General features: G+C 77.2%; 19 protein-coding genes. 3 read left to right on the forward strand and 16 right to left on the reverse strand.

The window, feature by feature from the left end; genetic code table 11:
* Window positions 1-48 precede the first annotated feature (48 nt).
* Window positions 49-885 (reverse strand): hypothetical protein, encoded by an 837-nt coding sequence (locus ACI798_RS08940; RefSeq protein WP_457047739.1) that lies wholly within the window; start codon window positions 883-885, stop codon window positions 49-51.
* Between the two features lie 111 nt (window positions 886-996).
* Between ACI798_RS08940 and ACI798_RS08945 the strand changes: the two genes are divergently transcribed.
* Entirely contained in the window at window positions 997-1,635 is a 639-nt protein-coding gene (locus ACI798_RS08945; protein WP_457047740.1) for a DUF5701 family protein, read from the forward strand.
* A gap of 72 nt (window positions 1,636-1,707) precedes the next feature.
* Here the strand turns inward: ACI798_RS08945 and gcvP are convergent, their stop codons facing one another.
* The 13 genes from gcvP to ACI798_RS09010 all read right to left on the reverse strand — a co-directional run bounded on the left by gcvP (window position 1,708) and on the right by ACI798_RS09010 (window position 15,551).
* Window positions 1,708-4,695, reverse strand: coding sequence for an aminomethyl-transferring glycine dehydrogenase (gene gcvP / locus ACI798_RS08950; protein WP_457047741.1), 2,988 nt, complete (start codon window positions 4,693-4,695; stop codon window positions 1,708-1,710).
* Window positions 4,696-4,829: 134 nt separating this feature from the next.
* Window positions 4,830-5,405 carry a MerR family transcriptional regulator gene (locus ACI798_RS08955; RefSeq protein WP_456941131.1) on the reverse strand — a complete coding sequence of 192 codons (576 nt, stop codon included), beginning with the start codon at window positions 5,403-5,405 and terminating at the stop codon, window positions 4,830-4,832.
* Between the two features lie 303 nt (window positions 5,406-5,708).
* Window positions 5,709-6,194 (reverse strand): bifunctional nuclease family protein, encoded by a 486-nt coding sequence (locus tag ACI798_RS08960; protein ID WP_456941130.1) that lies wholly within the window; start codon window positions 6,192-6,194, stop codon window positions 5,709-5,711.
* A gap of 91 nt (window positions 6,195-6,285) precedes the next feature.
* The gene (ftsR, locus tag ACI798_RS08965; RefSeq protein WP_457047742.1) at window positions 6,286-7,023 is read right to left on the reverse strand and encodes a transcriptional regulator FtsR; all 738 of its coding nucleotides are present in this window, start codon (window positions 7,021-7,023) and stop codon (window positions 6,286-6,288) included.
* 18 nt (window positions 7,024-7,041) lie between these two features.
* Window positions 7,042-7,560, reverse strand: coding sequence for an oxoglutarate dehydrogenase inhibitor Odhl (gene odhI / locus ACI798_RS08970; RefSeq protein WP_456941128.1), 519 nt, complete (start codon window positions 7,558-7,560; stop codon window positions 7,042-7,044).
* Between the two features lie 264 nt (window positions 7,561-7,824).
* The gene (gene gcvH, locus ACI798_RS08975) at window positions 7,825-8,229 is read right to left on the reverse strand and encodes a glycine cleavage system protein GcvH (protein ID WP_387988174.1); all 405 of its coding nucleotides are present in this window, start codon (window positions 8,227-8,229) and stop codon (window positions 7,825-7,827) included.
* A 55-nt stretch (window positions 8,230-8,284) separates the two neighbouring features.
* On the reverse strand, window positions 8,285-9,307 hold the full coding sequence (locus ACI798_RS08980; protein WP_457047743.1) for a DUF881 domain-containing protein: 1,023 nt from the start codon (window positions 9,305-9,307) through the stop codon (window positions 8,285-8,287).
* Window positions 9,304-9,636, reverse strand: a complete 333-nt coding sequence (locus ACI798_RS08985) for a small basic family protein (RefSeq protein ID WP_387988172.1) — start codon at window positions 9,634-9,636, stop codon at window positions 9,304-9,306. The genes ACI798_RS08980 and ACI798_RS08985 overlap by 4 nt, the downstream gene beginning before the upstream one ends.
* Window positions 9,637-9,639: 3 nt before the next feature.
* Window positions 9,640-10,512, reverse strand: a complete 873-nt coding sequence (locus tag ACI798_RS08990) for a DUF881 domain-containing protein (protein WP_456941126.1) — start codon at window positions 10,510-10,512, stop codon at window positions 9,640-9,642.
* Between the two features lie 56 nt (window positions 10,513-10,568).
* Entirely contained in the window at window positions 10,569-11,303 is a 735-nt protein-coding gene (locus ACI798_RS08995; RefSeq protein WP_456941125.1) for a CDP-alcohol phosphatidyltransferase family protein, read from the reverse strand.
* 104 nt (window positions 11,304-11,407) lie between these two features.
* The gene (locus ACI798_RS09000) at window positions 11,408-13,474 is read right to left on the reverse strand and encodes an elongation factor G-like protein EF-G2 (RefSeq protein ID WP_456941124.1); all 2,067 of its coding nucleotides are present in this window, start codon (window positions 13,472-13,474) and stop codon (window positions 11,408-11,410) included.
* A gap of 125 nt (window positions 13,475-13,599) precedes the next feature.
* Window positions 13,600-14,499: a PP2C family protein-serine/threonine phosphatase gene (locus ACI798_RS09005; RefSeq protein ID WP_457047744.1), complete on the reverse strand. Its 900-nt coding sequence runs from the start codon at window positions 14,497-14,499 to the stop codon at window positions 13,600-13,602.
* Window positions 14,500-14,573: 74 nt separating this feature from the next.
* A complete protein-coding gene (locus ACI798_RS09010) occupies window positions 14,574-15,551 on the reverse strand; it encodes a zinc metalloprotease (protein ID WP_457047745.1) in 978 nt (325 codons plus the stop codon).
* A 183-nt stretch (window positions 15,552-15,734) separates the two neighbouring features.
* On the opposite strand from ACI798_RS09010, the gene ACI798_RS09015 reads away from it, so the two are divergent.
* Window positions 15,735-15,950, forward strand: a complete 216-nt coding sequence (locus ACI798_RS09015) for a hypothetical protein (protein WP_457047746.1) — start codon at window positions 15,735-15,737, stop codon at window positions 15,948-15,950.
* On the opposite strand, the gene ACI798_RS09020 is transcribed toward ACI798_RS09015, so the two are convergent.
* Window positions 15,947-17,359, reverse strand: coding sequence for a sensor histidine kinase (locus ACI798_RS09020; protein ID WP_457047747.1), 1,413 nt, complete (start codon window positions 17,357-17,359; stop codon window positions 15,947-15,949). The genes ACI798_RS09015 and ACI798_RS09020 overlap by 4 nt on opposite strands.
* A 227-nt stretch (window positions 17,360-17,586) precedes the next feature.
* Between ACI798_RS09020 and ACI798_RS09025 the strand changes: the two genes are divergently transcribed.
* Window positions 17,587-20,145, forward strand: a complete 2,559-nt coding sequence (locus ACI798_RS09025) for an HAD-IC family P-type ATPase (protein ID WP_457047748.1) — start codon at window positions 17,587-17,589, stop codon at window positions 20,143-20,145.
* On the opposite strand, the gene ACI798_RS09030 is transcribed toward ACI798_RS09025, so the two are convergent.
* Window positions 20,093-20,677, reverse strand: coding sequence for an AAA family ATPase (locus ACI798_RS09030; RefSeq protein ID WP_456941117.1), 585 nt, complete (start codon window positions 20,675-20,677; stop codon window positions 20,093-20,095). The genes ACI798_RS09025 and ACI798_RS09030 overlap by 53 nt on opposite strands.
* Between the last annotated feature and the right edge of the window lie 17 nt (window positions 20,678-20,694).

A 20,694-nucleotide genomic window follows, 5' to 3' on the forward strand; every position in this document is an offset into this window, starting at 1 on the left:
CGAGCGCCCGTCCCCCCGGGGGGACGGGCGCTCGGTCGTCCCGGGGACTCAGTCGAAGGCGGCCGCCCCGGCGTCGGCGAACAGGTCGGCGAAGGCCGCGGCGTCGGGCGCCGTGTCCCCGGGTCCCGCGCTCTGGGCGAGGAGCAGTCCGCGCGACCCCTCGACGGCGACGCCGACCAGCTTGGTGGCCGTGTCGCCCCAGCCCTCCACCGTGACCTGCAGGCCGGCGCTCTCGCCGCCGACCGCGGGCAGGTCCAGGCGCGCGAGGCGCACGGTGGCGTCGAGGCCCCAGGGGGTGCTGACCGTCACCGAGGAGCAGGCGCCCAGCAATTCGTCGACCGGCAGCGTGAGCCCGGCGAGCTCCGGCGACTCGGCCACCACCTGGTAGGTGCGCACGTCGTCGCTGCGGGCGACCTGGGCCGCGACCACGGGGTCGGCCGCGTCGTCGGCGGGCTCCGGCAGCGCCTCCAGCACGTCGGCGCACGCGGCCGGCTCCACGCTCACCCCGTCGGGCAGGCCGTCGTGCTCGCCGTCGTCAGCGTCGTCGCCGTCGTCGTCGTGGTCCCGCCAGCCGCCCCAGCCCCGGCCGCCGTGCCACCCGTCCCGGTCGTCGCCGTCCAGCCGGACGACGGACGCGTCCGGCCCGAACGCCTCGGCGGGCAGCAGCCGGTCCCCGAGGTCACCGGAGGCCGGCGTCTCCTCGGGCGTGGCGGGATCCTCGGCGGGGGTCGGGTCGGGGGCCTCCTCGGTGGCCGCCGCCGGGCTCACGTCCCCCGGCTCGGCCACCTGCTCCCCGGTCCCCCCGCACGCCGCGAGCAGCGCCGCCCCGCAGGCCAGCACCGCCGCACACGCCGTCCGTCGCGCCGCTCCCGCCCTCACCGCCATGCGAGTGATGGTCCACCTGCCCGGGGAGCGGCGTCGAGGGGTCGGGGGCCGGAACCGGACCACGCCCCGGGCCGTTGGTCCGCCGTCCGTCCCCGTCGCCGGAGGTGCCCCGTGCCGACCGCCCTGCTGACCCTCCCCGCCCCCGCCGAGCAGGCCGAGCGGCTGGTCGCCGCCGGCGCCCACGAGCGCGCGGGCCTGTCGGCGGCGGAGCTGCGCGCGCTGGCGGCGGGCGTCCCGGACGACGGGCTGCTCGTCCTCGCGCCGTCGCTGCTGCCGGCCACCGCCCTGGTGGAGCTGGTGTCCTGGCGGGACCGGCCGGTGTTCGTGGTCGTGGACATGACCGACCTCGACCGGTTCACCCCGCTGGACGACGCCGCCCCGCCCGCCGGCGTCTACGCCCTGTCCGCCCCCGAGCGCGGCGACGGGTACCGCAACTGCACGCCCGACGAGTCGCTGCCCCGGATCCGCGCCGCGGGCCGGACGCCGCTGACCGTGACCGAGGGCCTGACCTGGCTGCTGCAGTGCCCGGACCTGCTCGAGCGCAACGCCTGCACGATGACCGTCGGCTCCCGGCTGCGGCGGGCGGACGGGTCGCTGGACGCCCGCACCCCGGCGCTGTGGATCAGCAACGGCACCGGCCGCGACGGCCGTGAGCGCCGGGGCACGGCGAAGGTCGGCTGGTGCTGGGCGGGCAACCGGCACACCTGGCTGGGCATCGCCTCTGCCGCCGGCCGCACCCCGCCGTCCTGACGCGGGCGAGATCGGGGTGTGGTCGCCTCCCGCGCCCGGGGGCGACCACACCGCCGATCCCGCCCGGACGCCTCAGGCCTGGGCGCCCACCACGTCGGCGGTGGTGCCGAGGTCGTCCGGGGCGCCCTCGCCGCGGTCGGGCACGTGCGTCTGCGGCGCGTGCGCGGGCTCCGGCTCGGCGAAGGCCTCCGGCGACGGGCAGGAGCAGACCAGGTTGCGGTCGCCGAAGGCCTGGTCGATCCGGCGCACCGGCGACAGGTAGCCGCGGGTGACCAGCGAGGGCACCGGGAACACCGCCGCGCTGCGCGGGTACGGCCGATCCCAGTCGCCGGCCAGCATCTTGAGCGTGTGCGGGGCGTTGCGCAGCGGGTTGTCCGCCTCGTCGTACTCCCCCGTCGCGACCTTCTCGATCTCGCCGCGGATGGTCACCATCGCCTCGACGAACCGGTCGAGCTCGGCCTTGTCCTCGCTCTCGGTGGGCTCGACCATGAGCGTGCCGGCCACCGGGAAGCTCATCGTCGGCGCGTGGAAGCCGAAGTCGACCAGCCGCTTGGCGATGTCGTCGTTGGTGATGCCGGTGGCCCGGGTCAGCGGCCGGATGTCGAGGATGCACTCGTGGGCGACCAGCCCGCCGGCGCCGGTGTAGAGCACCGGGAAGTGCTCGCGCAGCCGGGTGGCGAGGTAGTTGGCGCCCAGCACCGCGTGCTCGGTGGCCCGCCGCAGCCCGTCGGGGCCCATCAGCCGCAGGTACGCCCAGGAGATCGGCAGGATCCCGGCCGATCCCCACGGCGCGGCCGACACGGCCGGGCCGGAGCCGCCGGTGTCGGCCAGCGGGTGCCCCGGCAGGAACGGCACCAGGTGCTCGCGGACGCCGATCGGGCCGACGCCGGGCCCGCCGCCGCCGTGCGGGATGCAGAAGGTCTTGTGGAGGTTGAGGTGGCTGACGTCGGAGCCGAAGCGGCCCGGCCGGGCCAGGCCCACCATCGCGTTGAGGTTGGCGCCGTCGACGTACACCTGGCCGCCGGCGTCGTGCACCGCGGCGCAGATCTCGCGGACCTCGGTCTCGAACACCCCGTGCGTCGACGGGTAGGTGATCATGATCGCGGCCAGCCGCTCGGCGTGCTGGTCGATCTTGGCGCGCAGGTCGGCGACGTCGACGTTGCCGGCCTCGTCGCAGGCCACCACGACCACCCGCATCCCGGCCATGACCGCGCTGGCGGCGTTGGTGCCGTGCGCGGAGCTGGGGATGAGGCAGACGTCGCGGTGCGACTCGCCGCGGGCGGCGTGGTAGCCGCGGATCGCCAGCAGCCCGGCGAACTCCCCCTGCGAGCCGGCGTTGGGCTGCACGCTGACCGCGGCGTAGCCGGTGATCTCCGCGAGCCAGGTGCACAGCTCGTCGATCAGCCGCCGGTAGCCGCGGGCCCGCTCGGCCGGGGCGAAGGGGTGCAGCCCGGCGAACTCCGGCCAGGTGACCGCGGCCATCTCGACGGCGGAGTTGAGCTTCATCGTGCACGAGCCCAGCGGGATCATCGTGCGGTCCAGCGCCAGGTCCTTGTCCGACAGCGAGCGCAGGTAGCGCATCATCGCCGTCTCCGAGCGGTGCGCGGAGAAGACCGGGTGGGTGAGGAACGGGGTGCGCCGGCGCAGGGCGGCGGGCAGCGCGTCCGGGCCGTCGTCGTCCAGCGCGGACTCGTCCGCGGCGACGCCGAAGGCCTCCGCCACCAGCCGCAGCACCGCCGGCGTCGTCGTCTCGTCGCAGGCGACGGCCACGGTGTCGGCGTCGACCAGCCGCAGGTCCACCCCGCGCCCGGCGGCCGCGGCGACCACCTCGGCGGCCCGGCCGGGCACGCGCGCCTGCACGGTGTCGAAGAAGGAGTCGTGGACGACGTCGACGCCGCCGGCGCGCAGCCACCCGGCCAGCGCCAGCGCGCTGCGGTGCACCCGGGCGGCGATCGCGGTCAGCCCCTCGGGCCCGTGGTAGACGGCGTAGGCGCCGGCCATGACCGCGAGCAGCACCTGCGCGGTGCAGATGTTGCTGGTCGCCTTCTCCCGGCGGATGTGCTGCTCGCGGGTCTGCAGCGCCAGCCGGTAGGCGACGTCGCCGTCGGCGTCGACCGACACCCCGACCAGCCGGCCGGGCAGCTGCCGGGCCAGGCCCTCGCGCACCGACAGGTAGCCGGCGTGCGGGCCGCCGTAGCCCAGCGGGACGCCGAAGCGCTGGGTGCTGCCGCACGCGACGTCGGCGCCCCACGCGCCCGGCGCCTCGAGCAGGGTGAGCGCCAGGACGTCGGCGGCGACGACCACCGCCGCGCCGGCGGCGTGCGCGGCGTCGGCGAGCGCCCGGTGGTCGCGGACCGCGCCGCTGGCGCCCGGGTAGGACACCAGCACGCCGAACGCGCCGGCCTCGGGCAGGTCGGCCGGCCAGCCGGCGGACAGGTCGGCGACGTGCAGCCGGATGCCCAGCGGCTCGGCGCGGGTCTGGAGCACGGCGAGGGTCTGCGGCAGCGTGTCGGCGTCGACGACGAACACCGCGCCCGGCTTGGCGCGCCCGGCGCGACGGACCAGCGTCATCGCCTCGGCCGCGGCGGTGGCCTCGTCGAGCATGGAGGCGCCGGCGACCGGCAGGCCGGTGAGGTCGGCGACCATCGTCTGGAAGTTCAGCAGCGCCTCGAGCCGGCCCTGGCTGATCTCGGGCTGGTAGGGCGTGTAGGCGGTGTACCAGGCGGGGTTCTCCAGGACGTTGCGCTGGATGACCGCCGGGGTGACCGTGCCGGAGTAGCCGAGCCCGATCATCGGGACGGTGACCTGGTTGGCCGCGGCCCGCTCGCGCAGCTCGGCGAGCACGGTGGCCTCGTCGGCGGCCGGGGGCAGCGACAGCTCGTCGCGGTCGCGCACCGCCTCGGGGACGGTGGCGTCGACCAGCGACTGCAGCGAGCCGTGGCCGACGGCCTCGAGCATCGCGGCGGTCTCGTCCGCCCGGGGGCCGATGTGCCGGCCGGCGAAGGAACCCGCGGGGCTCAGGGAGCGCAACGAGGGGAGGGAGTGAGCAGCGTCCGCCACTGCCACGACGCTACCAGCGCCTTCCGCGTGCGAACGGCGGCCCGCTCACCGCCGCGGGTCGGGCGGCCTGCCCGGACGCACGGGGAGGGGCGTCGCGCACCCCGCGGGACGCCCCTCCCGGACGTACGGGTCTGCTAGGCGGTCTGGGCGCGGCGGCGGCGGCGCAGGGACAGCTCGTCCTCGGCGGCGTGCAGCGGCGCGCCGTCCAGCCGCTCGGCGGGCAGCTCGGCCAGCTCACCGGACAGCTCGCGCAGCGCGCCGGACACCGCGATGCCGAAGACGCCCTGGCCGCCGGCGAGCAGGTCGACGACCTCCTCGGCCGAGGTGCACTCGTAGACCGTCGCCCCGTCGGAGAACAGCGTGACGTTGGCGAGGTCCTTGATCCCGCGGTTGCGCAGGTGGTCGACGGCCTTGCGGATGTTCTGCAGCGACACCCCCGTGTCGAGCAGCCGCTTGACCACCTTCAGCACCAGGATGTCGCGGAACGAGTACAGCCGCTGTGTCCCCGAGCCGGTGGCGCTGCGCACCGAGGGGGCGACCAGACCGGTACGGGCCCAGTAGTCCAGCTGGCGGTAGGTGATCCCGGCGGCGGCACACGCCGTCGGGCCGCGGTACCCGACGAGGTCGGTGTCGACCTCGTCGTAGTCCGTCGCCCCCACGGCGGCGTCGCTGAAGAGCTGACCCTGGGAGCCCTCGCTCTGGTCGCTCACGTCAGCGTCCTCCTTCGAGTCCCGCCACGGGCGCGGCGGAGCGTCCCGGAGTGCTCCCGCTTCCCCACGGGTCACACCGGTGTTGTCCGCGACCGTAAGCCGGGCCCCCAGGGCGGTCAACTGACGCGGGCGGCGTGTCGCCCCACTCACCCCATCAGAGTGGTATCGGCACGTCCGCGCCGGACTCCAGGGTTCTGTGACTGGTGTGACGAGGGTGACCTCCGGGGTCCCACCCGCCCCGTGCGTGCACGCGCAGCAGCGGGACGCCGCGGCCGGAGCCGGCGTCCCGCGCCGCGCCGGGTGTCAGGCGCCGCCGGAGCCGGAGCCGGCGCCGAAGTCCTCGGGCGAGATCTGGTCGAGGAACTCGCGGAACTTCTCGACCTCGTCCTCCTGCTCGTCGGGGATCTCGATCCCGACCTCGTCGAGCAGTTCCTCGGCGCCGAAGATGGGGGCGCCGGTGCGCACGGCCAGGGCGACGGCGTCCGAGGGGCGGGCGCTGACCACCCGGTCGTCGCCGAAGTCCAGCTCGGCGATGTAGATGCCGTCGCGCATCTCGGTGATGTTGACCGCCTCGAGGGTGGCGCCGAGGGTGCGCACGACCTCGCGGAGCAGGTCGTGGGTCATCGGCCGCGCCGGCCGCACGCCCTGCTGCTCGAACGCGATGGCGGCGGCCTCGACCGCGCCGATCCAGATCGGCAGGTACCGCTCCCCCTGCGTCTCCTTCAGCAGCAGGATCGGCTGGTTGCCGGGCAGCTCGACCCGGACCCCGACGACTCTGAGTTCCTGCACGGTGTTGCTCCTCAGCTGCGGCGGTACGGGTGGGCGCCGGTGCGCGGTGACGGACGGCCGGTCCGGCGGCTGGGTCCACCGTACGCCGGACTCACGGGCGCAACAGGTCGCGCAGTCGCGCCTCCAGCAGCGCCCGGTGCAGCTGCGCGGACAGCGCCGCGAGCTCGGCGAGCTGCTCGGTGGCGCGGGCCCGCGCGTCCTCCGAGCGGGAGCGCAGGACCGGCGCGAGCAGCTGCTCGACCAGCGCCGCCTCCCGCTCCGCGCCGGTGCGGAACACCCGCAGGTGGCGCGGCTCGATGCCGTGCCGGGCCAGTCCCGCGGCCGCCCGCGCGATCGGCAGGTCGCGGGCCGGGTGCCGCCCGTCGGCGTCGGGGACGAGCAGCCCGAACTGGACGTGGTCGGCCAGCTGGGCCGGCGTCAGCCCGGCCGCCGCGGCGAACGCGGCGGCCTCCATCGGCCCGGACGCCGCCGGCGGGTCCCCGTCGGGCCGGAGCTCGTCGGGCACGGCCGGGGCGGCCGGGTCCGGCACCGGCTCGCCGCGGTCGAGCGCGTCCAGGTGCTCCTTGATGACCCGCAGCGGGAGGTAGTGGTCCCGCTGGGCGGTGAGCACGTAGCGCAGCCGGTCGACGTCGGCCCGGGAGAACTTCCGGTACCCCGACGGCGTCCGCTCCGGGGAGACCAGGCCCTCGGCCTCGAGGAACCGGATCTTGCTGATGGTCACGTCGGGGAAGTCGTCGCGCAGGGCGCCCAGCACCGCCCCGATGGTCAGGCGGGGGGTGCGGGCGTCGGGCGCGCCGTCCCCGGACGCGCCGGCGGGCGCAGAACGCAAGGGATCAGCGCCCCGCTGTCAGCGGGCGGCGGGCTCGCCGGTGCGCGGGCCGGTCAGGTAGACGAGGCGGAACTTGCCGATCTGCACCTCGTCACCGCCGGACAGGGTCGCGACGTCGACCGGCTCCCGGTTGACGTAGGTGCCGTTGAGGCTGCCGACGTCGTGCACCGAGAAGCCGCCGCCCTCGCGGTGGAACTCCACGTGCCGGCGGCTGACGGTCACGTCGTCGAGGAAGATGTCGCTGTCGGGGTGCCGGCCGGCGGTGGTGACGTCCTGGTCGAGCAGGAAGCGGCTGCCGGCGTTCGGGCCGCGCTTGACCACGAGCAGGGCGGACCCGGCGGGCAGCGACTCGACCGCCCCGGCGTGCGCGTCGGCCGAGGGCTCGACGGCCTCGGGGACGTCGCCGGTGTCCTCGCCGCCGACCTTGGGGATGACGCTCGTCGACTCCCCGACGCGCTCCTGGGAGAGGGCGGCGCCGCACTGCGCGCAGAAGCGACTGCCCTCGGGGTTGTCGTGGCCACAACGAGTGCAGTGCACGTCTGTCTCCTCCGGTGCAGGGGGCACCGCCGCGGGCGTGGGGTCCTGCCGCGGGCGGCCGGCGGACGACGGCACCGGACGGTGTCGTCGCGGGTCGGCCGCCGTGCGGGGCACGGCGGGCCGTTGGTCATGGAACCAGCGGTGGTCCCGGGGGTCAACCGGACGCCGGGGCGGCGTCACAGCTGTCCCACGGGGCCGTCGAGGGCCCGTTCCCGAGGGCAGCATAGTGATCGTCCCCGGGCGTCCGGGCGGCCCGGGGGGTGGTCAGGACGCGTCGACCAGCGCCTGGTAGGCGGCCGCGTCGAGCAGGTCGGCGGTGGGGTCGCCGCCGTCGCCGGCCACGGTGATCTCGACCAGCCAGCCGGTGCCGTAGGGGTCGGCGTTGATGGTCTCCGGGGCGTCGCCGAGGGCCTCGTTGACCGCCGAGACGGTCCCGGCCACGGGCGAGTAGACGTCGGACACCGACTTGGTCGACTCCACCTCGCCGATCGGGTTGCCGGGGCCGACCTCCTCCCCCACCTCGGGCAGCTGCACGAACACGATGTCGCCGAGCGCGTCCTGCGCGTGGTCGGTGATGCCGACCCGGACGACCGTGCCCGCCTCCCCGCTGCCCTGCACGAGCGCCCACTCGTGCTGGTCGGTGTAGCGGCGGTCGTCGGGCGTGCTCATGCGGTGTCGTCTCCCGGGAGTCGTGGGGGTGGTCCGGCGGCCCGCGGGACCGCGGTCAGTCGCCGGCGTCGGGCTGAGCGTATTGAGGCTCGTCGAGCGGCCGCAACGCGTCCACCACGACCCGGTCACGCTGCTCGATGTCGACGCTGCCGCCCTGCCGGCCGACCCGGTCGACGACGCCGCCGGGGATGCTCATCGCCGTCTGCAGGTCCTGCGGGGAGCCGATGACGACGACCTCGTAGGGAGCGCTCACCGCCCGCCCGTCGACCTGCAGGGCGCCCGGGACGCCGGTGACGGCGGTGGAGACGCCGATCCGCACGCCGTCGATCTGCATGGTCTCCGCGCCCGCGCCGCGCAGCTCCTGGACGGCGTCGAGGAGGTCGGCCACCCGCACCTGCCCCTCGGGGTCGCGGATGGTCATGACCAGGCCCGGCCCCTCGGCGGCGACGGTGCCGTTGAGGATGGCCAGGGCGTCGGCGCGCTCGTTGGCGTCCTCGAGGGCGGCGGCCGAGCGGCTGTCGGTGTCGGACAGCTCGCGCAGCGCGCTGCGCTGGTCGGCGATCTGGGCGCGCAGCCGCTCCTCCTCGAGGTCGAGGTCGTCGAGGATCGCGACGAGCTCCTCCTCGCGGGCGCCCTCCAGGGCCTGGCCGGTGTCGGTGCTGCGCACCTGGACCGCGATCGCGAAGCCGAGCAGCAGGGTGAGGACGCCGATGAGCGAGGCGGCGACCAGCCGCTGCCGCCGGCGCCGCGGGGCGGGGGCGGGGGCGTCCTCCCCGGCCGGCGGGGCTGCAGCAGGCTCCTCGTCCCCGGCCGGCGCGGGAGCGTCCCCGGCCGGCGCCGGAGCGTCCCCGGCCGGCTCGGGGGTCTCGCCGGCGGGCGCGGGAGCGCCGTCGGCCGCGGCGGGAGCGTCGTCCGCGCGGGCGGGAGCGTCGTCGTCCACCGGCTCGGGGGTGTCGTCGGCCGGGGCGGTCCCGGCGGCGCGGGCCTCGGCGGGTCCGGCGTCGGTGACCTCCGGCCCGGCGTCGGCCGGGCCGGGGGGCCGCGGGTCGTCCCCGGCGGGACGCGGGGTGCCGCTCATGCCCGGAACAGGTGCCGGCGGATGGCCGCGGCGTTGCCGAAGATGCGGATGCCGAGGACGACGACCACCGCCGTGGACAGCTGCGCGCCGACGCCGAGCTGGTCGCCGAGGAACACGATCAGCCCGGCGACGACGACGTTCGACACGAACGAGATGACGAACACCTTGGCGTCGAAGATCCCGTCGAGGCGGGCGCGGGCGCCGCCGAAGACCGCGTCGAGCGCGGCGACCACCGCGATCGGCAGGTAGGGCTGCAGCCACAGCGGGACGGTGGGGTCGAGGACGAGGCCGAGCGCGATGCCGACGGCCAGGCCGATGACGGGGATCACCGCTCAGTCCCCCGTGCCGCCGGCGGCGGCCTCGGCCGGCTGGCCGGCGAAGGGCTTGGCGGAACGCAGCTCGGGGACTCCCCCGGCGGGAACGGACAGCTCGTCCTCCTGGGCGAACTCGAAACGCAGGCCGTAGGTCTCCGAGATGACCGCCAGGGCGTTGACCTCGGGACTGGCCAGGAACCGGGCCCGGAGCTCGTCCGGGTCCCCGACGGCGCTGACGCGGTAGGGGTTGGTGACCGGGCGGAAGTCCACGAGGACCGCTTCCCCGGCGAAGCGGATCGCGGTCGTGGGACCCAGCCGCTGGTCGTTGATCGACACGGCCTCGGCGCCCGCGGACCACAGCGCGTTGACCACCAACTGCAGGTCGCCGTCGCGGACGTCGCCGCTGCCGTCGTCCTCGGCGCCGCCGACCGGGTCGGCGTCGGCGTCGGGCTCGGCGTCGGCCAGGGTGACCAGCAGGCCGGGGCCGGTGACCGCGTCGAGGCCCGCGGCGAGCTCGGCGGCGTCGAGGGCGTCGATGGCCCGCTGGCCGACGGTGCTGGCGGCCAGGGCGTCGTCGCGGGCGTCGGCGACCTGGCCGCGCAGGTCCTCCAGCTCGGCGGCGAGGTCGTCGGTGCTGGCGGACTGGGCGCCGATCTCCTCCACCAGCCGGGCGCGGACCTCGTCCTGCCCGGCGGCTCCGGCGGCGGCCTGGTGGTAGGTGACGGAGAACAGCAGCCCGGCCAGCGCCATGGTCACCGCGACCGCCAGCGCGCCGAGCCGGCGGCGGGCCGGCGGGGCGTCGGCGGGACGGGCGGCGCGGGCCGCGGCGGCGCGGGCGTAGGCGGGGTCGAGGGTCTCGGCGAGCACCTGGTCCAGCAGCGAGGCGCCCATGGAGCGCATCCCGCCGCGGACCGGCGGGGCGGGCCGGGGAGTCGGTCGGGCGGCGGTCACGGCGCCGGGCGGGCCGCTGCGCCCGCCCCGGACGGTGCCGCGGCCCGGGTGAGCGCCCGCTCGGTGCGCACGATCCCGGCCACCTGGACGACGTAGAGCACGCCGGCCAGCACGTAGAGCACGCCGCCCCAGATGGTGAACGCGTAGGCGAACGGCTGGACCCAGGCCAGCCAGGCCCCGGTGGCGTCGTCGGCCAGGAGCAGCAGCGGGAAGGCGTAGAGCAGGTTGAACGTGGCCGCCTTGCCCAGGTAGTGCACCTGCAGCGGCTCGTAGCGGAAGTGGCGCAGGACCAGCAGCATCACGCCGAGCACCACCTCGCGGCCGACGAGCACCGCGACCACCCACAGCGGGACGACGTCGCGCAGCACGAAGGCGACCAAGGTGGCGATGATGTAGAGCCGGTCGGCGGCCGGGTCCAGCAGCGCGCCGAGGCGGCTGGACTGGCCGAGCACCCGGGCGAGCTTGCCGTCGGCCCAGTCGGTGACGCCGGAGAGCATGAGCACGGCCACCGCCCAGCCGTCCTCGTGCGGGCCCAGCAGCAGCCAGAGGAACAGCGGCACGCCGAGCAGCCGCAGCACCGACAGGGCGTTGGGGACCGTCCACACCCGGTCGGGCAGCTCGTTGCGGTCGGCCACCCGGCCCACACCCGCGTCCGGTCCCACGACCGCGCCCGCCATCGAGCCCGGCTCCGGGGACGCCGGGACGGCCGACGGCCCCTGCGACGACGTCACTGCTCCTCCACCCCGCTGCACACCGTGCCCGAGGCTAGTCGACGGACGCCGCCGCTCCCCGCCACTCGCGGGCCCGTGGCGGGCCCCCGCGGCGGGGGCGGCCGCTAGGCGGGGACGAGCAGCGACGCCGGGGCCGGCTCGTGGCCCAGCGGGCGGCGGCTGAAGGAGCCGGTGCCGTGGCTGACCGAGCGCAGCGCGCCGGCGTAGCCGAGCAGCTCCATCTCGGGCACCTCGGCGCGGACGGTGGTGCGGTCCCGGTCGGGGTCGGCGTCGCTGCCGGTGACCCGGGCGCGGCGGGAGGACAGGTCGCTCATCACCGCGCCCACGTGCTCCCCGGGCACGACCACGTCGACCTCGCACCACGGCTCGAGCACCTTGGTGCCGGCGGCGGCCGCGAGCTCGCGGACCGCCAGCGCCCCGGCGGACTGGAAGGCGGCGTCGGAGGAGTCGACCGAGTGCGCCTTGCCGTCGACGAGGACGAACGCGACGTCGACCAGCGGCCGGTCGTCGTGCACGCCCTTGGCCGCCTGCGCGCGGATGCCCTTCTCGACGCTGCCGTGGTACTGGCTGGGCACCGCCCCGCCGACCACCTTCTGCTCGAAGGTGATGCCCGACCCGGGCGGCCCGGGCTGCGCCTCGACCACGACGACGGCGTACTGCCCGTGCCCGCCGGACTGCTTGACCAGCCGCCCGGTGGCCTTCGCCGGCGCGGCGAGGGTCTCGACCATCGGCACCCGCACCGGGACGGTGGTCACCGCGACGCCGTGCCGGGTGCGCAGCCGCTCGAGCAGCACCTCGCCGTGGGCCTCCCCCACGCACCACAGCAGCAGCTGCCCGGTGTCGCGCGAGCGCTCGACGCGCACCGTCGGGTCCTCGGCGGCCAGCCGGGCCAGCGCGGGCCCGAGCCGGTCCTCGTCGGCGCGGGAGGCGGCCTCGACCGCGACCGGGTGCTGCGGCACCGGCAGGTCCCAGGGCGGCACCAGCCGCGGGTCGCCGGGTGCGGACAGGGTGTCCCCGGTCTCGGCGGTGCTCAGCCGGGCGACGGCGCAGACGTCGCCGGCCGGGCAGGCGGCGACCGGGCGCAGCGCCGACCCGAGCGGGGAGGACACCGCGCCGATGCGCTCGTCGGCGTCGTGGTCGGGGTGGCCGCGCTCGGCGCCGCCGTGCCCGGAGACGTGCACCGGGGTGTCCGGGGTGAGGGTGCCGGAGAAGACCCGCAGCAGCGAGACCCGGCCGAGGTAGGGGTCGGTCGTCGTCTTGACCACCTCGGCGACCAGCGGGCCGTCGGGGTCGCAGGTGAGCTCCGGGGCCCGCGAGCCGTCGGGGCGGGTGACCGGCGGGCAGCCGTGCTCGGTGGGGCTCGGGAAGCCGTTCACGATCAGGTACAGCAGCGCGTCGAGGCCGATGCCCTGCAGCGGGGCCGCGCACAGCACCGGGTGGAAGTGGCCGCGGGCGACCGCGGTGCCCAGGTCGGCCATCAGGTCGCCCTGGACCAGCTCGTCGCCGGCGAGGTAGCGCTCCATAAGCGCCTCGTCCTCGCTCTCGCCGATGATCCCCTCGATCAGCTCGCCGCGGAGCCGGTCGGCGTCGGGGGCCTGCGCGCCGGGCTCGAGCAGGTTGACCACGCCGGTCACCGTCCCGTCGGGCGCCCGGTCGACGAGGTGGACCGGGTACACCCCCTCCCCGAGCGCCGTCTGGCACAGCCGCACGGTCTCCTCGACGTCGGCGCGGGCGCGGTCGAGCTGGGTGACGACGACGGCGCGCGGCATGCCGACCGCGGCGCACTCCTCCCACAGCTGCACGGTGGTCGCGTCGACACCGCCGACGGCGGAGACGACGAACAGCGCGGCGTCGGCGGCGCGCAGCCCGGCCCGCAGCTCGCCGACGAAGTCGGGGCTGCCGGGGGTGTCGAGCAGGGTGATCCGCGTGCCGTCGTGCTCGACGGTGGCCACGCCGAGGGTCACCGAGCGCTGCTGGCGGACCTCGACGTCGTCGCTGTCGAGGCAGGTGGTGCCGTCCTCGACCCGGCCGGCGCGCACGAGAGCGCCGGTGGCCACGAGCAGCGCCTCGGCGAGGGTCGTCTTGCCGGCACCGGCGTGGCCGACGAGGGCCACGTTGCGCACCCGGGCCGCCTCCCGCGGCTCCGGCGCCGGGACGACGTCCTTACCCACGGCGGCCGCCGGGCCGGTCGCTGTCCTGGACGGGGATGCGCACGGGGACCTCCCGGGCTCGCGGGATGTGGTGTGCACCACACCCTGCCCCCGGACGCGCGGGCCGGGCAAGTCCCTCCCGGGACTCAGTCGGCGGCGGTCCCGGCGGGGGTCCCCGCCGCCGCGCCGACGGTGACCCGGACGGTGCACCGGGCCCACCCGGCGGGGGTCACGTCGCCGACGGCCACCGTCACGTCGTCGCGGGTGCCGGCCGCCAGCGCGGCCACGAGCAGCCGGGCGGCGGCGGCCGCGGGGTCCCGCTCGGCGGCCAGGACCCGCTGCAGGGTGGCGGCGGCGACGACGCCGGACAGCCCGTCGGAGCACAGCAGCAGCCGGTCGCCGGGCTCGGCCCGGACGGCGACCACGTCGGCCCGGCCGGGGTCGGCCGAGCCGCCCACGGCGCGGAGCAGGACCGACCGCACCGGGGAGGCGGCGGCCTCCCCGGGGGTCATGTCGCCGGAGTCGACCAGCGCCTGCACCAGCGAGTGGTCGGTGGTGAGGCGGGTGAGGACGCCGCCGCGGAGCAGGTGGGCGCGGCTGTCGCCGACGTGCCCGACGACGAGCCGGCCGTCGCGGGTGAGCACGGCCGCGGTGCAGGTGGTGGCCATGCCGGCCAGCGCGGGGTCGGCCGCGGCGGCGGCGCGCACGGCGGCGTCGGCGGCGGCGATCGCGTCGGCGAGCCCGGCGTCGGGACGGGCCTCGGTGCCGTCGCCGCGGGCGGCGGCCGCGCGGGCGACGACCTCCTCCACGGCCAGCCGGGCCGCGGTGCCCCCGCCCCGCCCCCCTCCTACGCCGTCGGCGACCACGAGCAGGGCGGGACCGGCGGACCCGGCGTCCTGGTCGGGGCCGCGCGGGCCGGCCAGGGAGACCGCGGCGGGGTCGAGGACCAGCCGGTCCGGGCCGGCCGGGTCCGGCGGCGGCACCGGACGCCCGCCGGGCGCCGCGACCGCCGGGAACCACGGCAGCGGCGTCGACGGGGCGGTCACGGGCGACAGCATGGACCGCCGTGCCCCGTCCCGGGGGAAGCGCCCGCGGGGCCGGACCCCGCGGGCGGCGGCGCTCAGACCCGGACGTCCCGGTAGGCCTCCCAGGCGTTGCTCATGCGGGCCACCTGCCCCAGGGAGAACCGGTCCATGCAGAAGTCCTCGGTGTAGTCCATGAAGTTGTGGACCGGGTCGAGGCCGGGGTCGGCCGGGCAGCTGTCGCGGGTCGCGTCGACGGCGCACTCGAAGGCCGGCACCGCCTCGGCGGGGGTGTCGGCGACGTGGTCGCCGGGGCCGGAGCAGCCGCCCTGGAAGGTGTGGAACAGCCCGAGCCAGTGGCCGACCTCGTGGGTGGCGGTGTCCCCCTCGTTGTAAGGCGCCGCGGCGCCACCGGGCAGCGACTCGTCGAGGACGACCACGCCGTCGCGCCACAGCTGTCCGCCCTTGGCCGACTGCGGGAAGGTCGCGTAGCCGAGCAGGCCGCCGCCGATGGGGGCGACGTAGACGTTGAGGGTGGCCGGGCCGCCCTCGCGCAGCGCGGACTTGGCCGCCCGCTCCTCCGGGCTCCCGGGCACCAGGCCCGCCCAGGCCGCGTTCACCGTGTAGTCGGTGTCGACGAGGGCGAAGCGGAACGGGGTGTCCGGCGAGGGCCCGGCGGCGCCGACGCCGGCGTAGGCGTCGTTGAGCACCTGCACCTGGGCGGCGATCTGCCGGTCGCGCTGCCGCTGCTCGGTGCGGGACAGCGGCTCGGCGGTGACGACGTGGACGTGCGTCGGGATGGTCACCGACGCGGCGGGCAGCACGGGCCGGCTCTTCGGGTCGCCCAGCGCCGCGGCCTGGTCGGTGGCGACGGCGTTGGGCTCGTCGCGGGTGGCCCCGGGCCGGACGCGGGCCTCGGTGCCGTGGCTGACGCCGTCGGTGTGGACGTCGGCGCAGGCCGCCGCGGCGCTGGGGAGGGCGGCAGCGGCACCGGCCGGGCCGGCCGCCGGGGCGGTCGTCAGGGCCAGTGCCACCGCGGCGCCGAGGGCGTGGACGGTCCGGCGCAACCGGGTCATGGGTGCCTCCGCAGGGCGCATCGGGTCCTCCGGCCCCGGCCCTGGCCGGCCGGAGGTGGGCGGGAGCCAACCACACTCCGGAACCGGACGGTCCGTCCACGTGTGTCGCAGGACACGTCCGCACCGACCCCGCGTGGGACCTGCGGGCGGGAGCGGTCCGCCGGCGTCCGGGACACTGGGGCGGTGACGAGCGAGACGGGCGGGCACGCGGCCGGGCGGGACCAGGAGAGCAGCCGCGCGCACGCGGTGCCGCGGGAGGCCGCCGACGGGCCGCCGCCGTGGGTGGCCGCGTGCGGGACGCCGGTCGCCGTCGTCCAGGGGGCGTGGGACGGCCGGCGCGGACTCGGCGCGGACGACGTCTGCCCGGAGTGCCGGCGCCTGGTGCCCGCCCGGGGCTAGGTGCCGGCCGCCTCGAGCGCGTCGTCGTCCGCGGGCTCGGCCACGGTGGCGCCGGGCAGGCGCACGGTGAACACCGTCCGCCCGGGCCGGCTGTCCACGCCGACGGTGCCCCCGTGCCCGGCCACCACGGCCGCGACGATCGCCAGCCCGAGGCCGGTGCTGCCGTTTGCCCGCGAGGGCGCGGAGTCGCCGCGGGCGAACCGCTCGAAGACCCCGGCCTGCAGCCCGGCGGGCACGCCCGGGCCGTCGTCGGCGACCTCGAGCACCGCGGTGCCGTCCTCGGCGCGCAGCCGGGTGGTCGCCGTCGTCCCGGCCGGGGTGTGCGTGCGGACGTTGGCCAGCAGGTTGGCCAGCACCTGGTGCAGCCGGGCGGCGTCGCCGGGGACGAGCACGGCCGCGCCGGGCAGGTCCACCCGCCAGCGGTGCGCGGGCCCGGCGGCGTGCGCGTCGCTGACGGCGTCCATGACCAGCCCGGTGAGGTCGACGGTGCCGACGGCGAGCTCGCGGCCGGCGTCGAGCCGGGCGAGCAGCAGCAGGTCGTCGACCAGGCCGGACGTGCGCACCGCCTCGGCCTCCACCCGGCGCAGCGAGGCGTCGGCGTCCTCGGGCAGCCCGCCGCGGCGGCGCACCAGCTCGGTGTAGCCGCGGACGGAGGTGACCGGGGTACGCAGCTCGTGGCCGGCGTCCGCGACGAACCGGCGCAGCCGGGTCTCGGAGGCCTGCCGCGCGGCGATGCCGGACTCCACCGAGTCCAGCAGCCGGTTGAGCGCCGCCCCCACCCGGCCGACCTCGGTGCGCGGGTCGGTGTCGGCGGCCGGCACCCGGTCGGGCAGCCGCACCTCGCCGCTGGACAGCGGCAGCGCGGCGACCCGCCCGGCGGTGGCGGCGACCCGGTGCAGCGGGCGCAGCGTGCGGCCCACCACCACCGACCCGGCGACACCGGCGGCCAGCAGCCCCAGCAGCCCGGCGACCACCTCGACGGCGACCAGCCGGACCAGTGCGGCCTCGGCCGAGGCCAGCGGCAGGCCGGTGACCAGCACGTCGCCGTCGCCGGACGGCGAGGCGACCACCCGGTAGTCCCCCAGCGGACCGAGGTCCACGGTGCGCGCGGCCCCGTCGGCCGGGACGCCGGCCAGCGCGGCGGCCTCCCCGGCGCTCAGCGCCTGACCGTCGCCCTCGGTGCCGACGACGGCGGCCTCGGTCACCGTGCCGTCGACGACGCGCGCGCCGAGTGTGCCGTCGCCCTGGCCGGGCACGAGCAGGAAGTCCGGTCCGCCCCCCGGGTCGCCGGGCCCGGGCCCGCTGAGCCCGCCGTCGGCGTGCGCCGAGCGGGTCACGGCGGCGGCCAGCCGGTCGTCGACCTGGCCGAGCAGCTCGCCGCGGACCGCGGCGGTCGCCGCCGCCCCCACGACGACGCCCCCACGACGACGAGCACGAGGGCGAGCGGGACGAGGAAGACCCACAGCAGCCGCGCCCGCAGCGAGCGGGGCCGGGCTCGCCGCGGGAGGGCACGCGTCGTCACGCCGTCCACGGTCCGCGCCGCGGCTGCACGTTCCCTGGACGCCGGGCGGGAGTCGGCTGGGTCCCGGGCGCCGCGGCGTGCCGCCCGCCGTCCCGCCTGTCAGAGTCGGGGGTGATGACGACGGGGACCACCGGCCTGACCCCTCCCGCGGCGCCGGCCGGCCTGACCGCGGCCGAGGCGCGGGCGCGGCACCGGCGCGGTGAGGGCAACGTCGCGGTCAGCGCGTCCTCGCGCAGCTACGGCGTCATCCTGCGCACGAACGTCTTCTCCTTCTTCAACGTCATCCTGTTCGCCATCGGCGCGGCGCTGCTGGCGCTGGGCCGGTACAGCGACGCGTTCACCAGCGTCGGCCTCGGGCTGGTCAACGCCGCCGTCAGCGCGGTGCAGGAGATCCGGGCCAAGCGCAAGCTCGACCGGCTGCAGCTGCTCGCGCGCGGCACGGTGACGGTGGTCCGCGACGGCGCCGACACCGAGGTGCCGCCGGAGGAGGTCGTGCTCGGCGACGTGCTGCGGCTGCGCCCGGGCGGGCAGGTCGTCGTCGACGGGCCGGCGCTCGGCGGGCGGCTGGAGGTGGACGAGTCGCTCCTGACCGGGGAGTCCGACGCGCTGCCGAAGGAGCCCGGCGACGACCTGCTGTCGGGCTCGTTCGTCGTCGGCGGCGAGGGCACCCAGCTGGCCCGCGAGGTCGGCGCCGCCTCCTACGCCGGCCGGCTGACCGCCGAGGCGCGCCGGGCCTCCACCGACCGGACGCCGCTGCAGCGCCGGATCGACTTCGTCGTCCGGCTGGTCATGCTCCTGGTGCTGCTGATGAGCGTGACGATCCTGGCGCAGGCCGCGCTCGAGGGCTTCACCCTGGTGCGGACCGTGCAGACCACCGCGGTCCTCTCGGGCCTGGTGCCCTACGGGCTGTTCTTCCTCGTCGCGGTCGCCTACACCGTCGGGGCGGCGAGGAGCGCCGGCCGCGGCGCGCTGGTGCAGCAGGTGAACGCGGTGGAGTCGGTGAGCAACGTCGACGTCGTCTGCACCGACAAGACCGGCACGCTCACCACCGGCCGGCTGTCGCTGGCCGAGGTGCGCCCGGTCGGGCCGCTGCCGGCCGCCGGGGTGGAGCGGCTGCTGGGGTCGATGGCCCGCAGCACCGCCGCGGGCAACCTGACGACGGCGGCGCTGGCCGGGGCGCTGCCCGGGGAGCCGGTGCCGGTCGCCGAGGAGGTGCCGTTCTCCTCCGCGCTGCGGTGGAGCGCGCTGCGCACCGCGGATGCCGTGTTGGTCCTCGGCGCCCCCGACACGCTGGCGCCGCGGCTGTCCGGGGAGCCGCTGGGCGTCCCCGTGCGCGAGCTGACCGGCCGCGGGCTGCGGGTGCTGGTGCTCGCCCGCGCCGACCGGGACGCCCCGCTGCGCGACGGCGCCGGCCGGGCGCGACTGCCCGCCCTCGAGCCGCTCGCCGTCGTCGCGCTGGCCGACGAGCTGCGCCCCGGCGTCGTCGACACCCTCGCCCGGCTCACCGCGGACGGCATCGCGGTCAAGGTGGTCTCCGGCGACGACCCGGCCACGGTGGCGGCGCTGGCCCGGCAGGCCGGCCTGGAGCCGGGCGAGCCGGTGGCCGGCCCCGCCCTCTCCGGGCTGTCGGAGGCGCAGTTCGACGACATCGTCGCGCGGACGACGGTGTTCGGGCGGATCGCCCCGGAGCAGAAGGAGCGGCTGGTCGACGCGCTGCGCCGGGCCGGCGGCTACGTGGCGATGGTCGGCGACGGTGTGAACGACGCCCGCGCGCTCAAGCGGGCGCACGTCGGGGTGGCGATGGCCGGCGGCAGCGCGGTCACGCGCGACGTCGCCGACATCGTGCTGACCGGCGACTCGCTGGCCGCGCTGCTGCCCGCCGCGCACGAGGGCCGCCGGATCATCACCGGGATCAGCACGTCGATGCAGGTGTTCCTCGCGCGCGTCGGCACCCAGGGGCTGGTCATCCTCGCCGTCACCATGCTCGGGCTGGGGTTCCCCTACTCCCCGGCCAACGTCGGGCTGACCCTGCTCACCGTCGGCGTGCCGACGCTGTTCCTCACCGCCTGGGCCCGCCCGTCCGCGCCCGACCCGCACCTGCTGACCACGCTGTGGCGGTTCGTGGTGCCGGCGGTGCTGGTGACCGCCGCGGGCGGGGTGGCCGTGTACGCCCGGCACTACACCGACCTGCTGCAGGGGTTCACCGACGACGCCGTCCCCTCGTTCGTCGTCGACGCCTTCGAGGACTACACCGGCGTGTCCTCCGACGACGTCGGCTTCGCCGAGGCGGCGGCGACGATCGGCGCGCAGACGGCGCTGTCGACGTTCGTCTCCTACGCGGCGTTCCTGCTGATCCTGTTCCTCAAGCCGCCGAACCGGTGGTTCGCCGCGTGGACCCGCCCCGACGGCGACCGGCGCCCCGCGTGGCTGGTCCTCGCGCTGGTGGTGGTGTTCTCCGCCGGGCTGTTCTGGCCGGCGTTCACGACCTACTTCGGGCTCACCGAGGCCGCCGACCCGGTGTTCGAGACCGTGGTCCCGGCGCTGGTGCTCTGGTTCGCGGTGCTGACCGCCGCCTACCGGTTCCGGCTGCTCGAGCGGGCGCTGGGCCTCACCGGCGTGGTCAGCCCGCTGCAGCCGCCGGGGTCACGGGACCCAGGAGCTCGGCGAGGGTGAGCGCGGCGGCCCGCGGCCGGTCGACGACGAGGACCTCGCCGGGCGCCGGGCCCGCGGCGCGGTAGCGGTCCCAGCGTCCGGCGTGCCGCCGCATCCGGCCCTCGGGGATGCGGCGGCCGCGGATGCGCTGGCCCTCGGCGGCGTCGTCGGCGGAGACGTCGAGCAGCACCAGCCGGACCGCGCGCCCGGCCCGGTGGGCCGCCCACAGCACCACCGGGCGCCACCAGCGGCTGGTCCACGGGTCGGTGAGGACGACGACCGGCGCCGTCCCCGCCAGGGCCCGGAGGACCCGCAGCCGGTGCGCGGTGTGCACCAGCGGGCGCATCACGCGGTAGGGCACCCGGGAGCCGGTGCGCCAGCGGGCGGCGACGTCCTCGGAGTCGACAGCGGCGACGCCCGGGACGCCGTCACCGAGCACCCGCCGCACCAGGGTGGTCTTGCCGCTGCCCGGCAGGCCGCCGACGACGACGAGCGTGCGGGCCGGCGCGGGCGGGCGCCCGCCGGGCCGTGCCGACGGCAGCGTGGTGGTCACGGGTCTCCTCCTCCGGG

The sequence above is a fragment of the Geodermatophilus sp. SYSU D01045 genome (assembly GCF_054050295.1).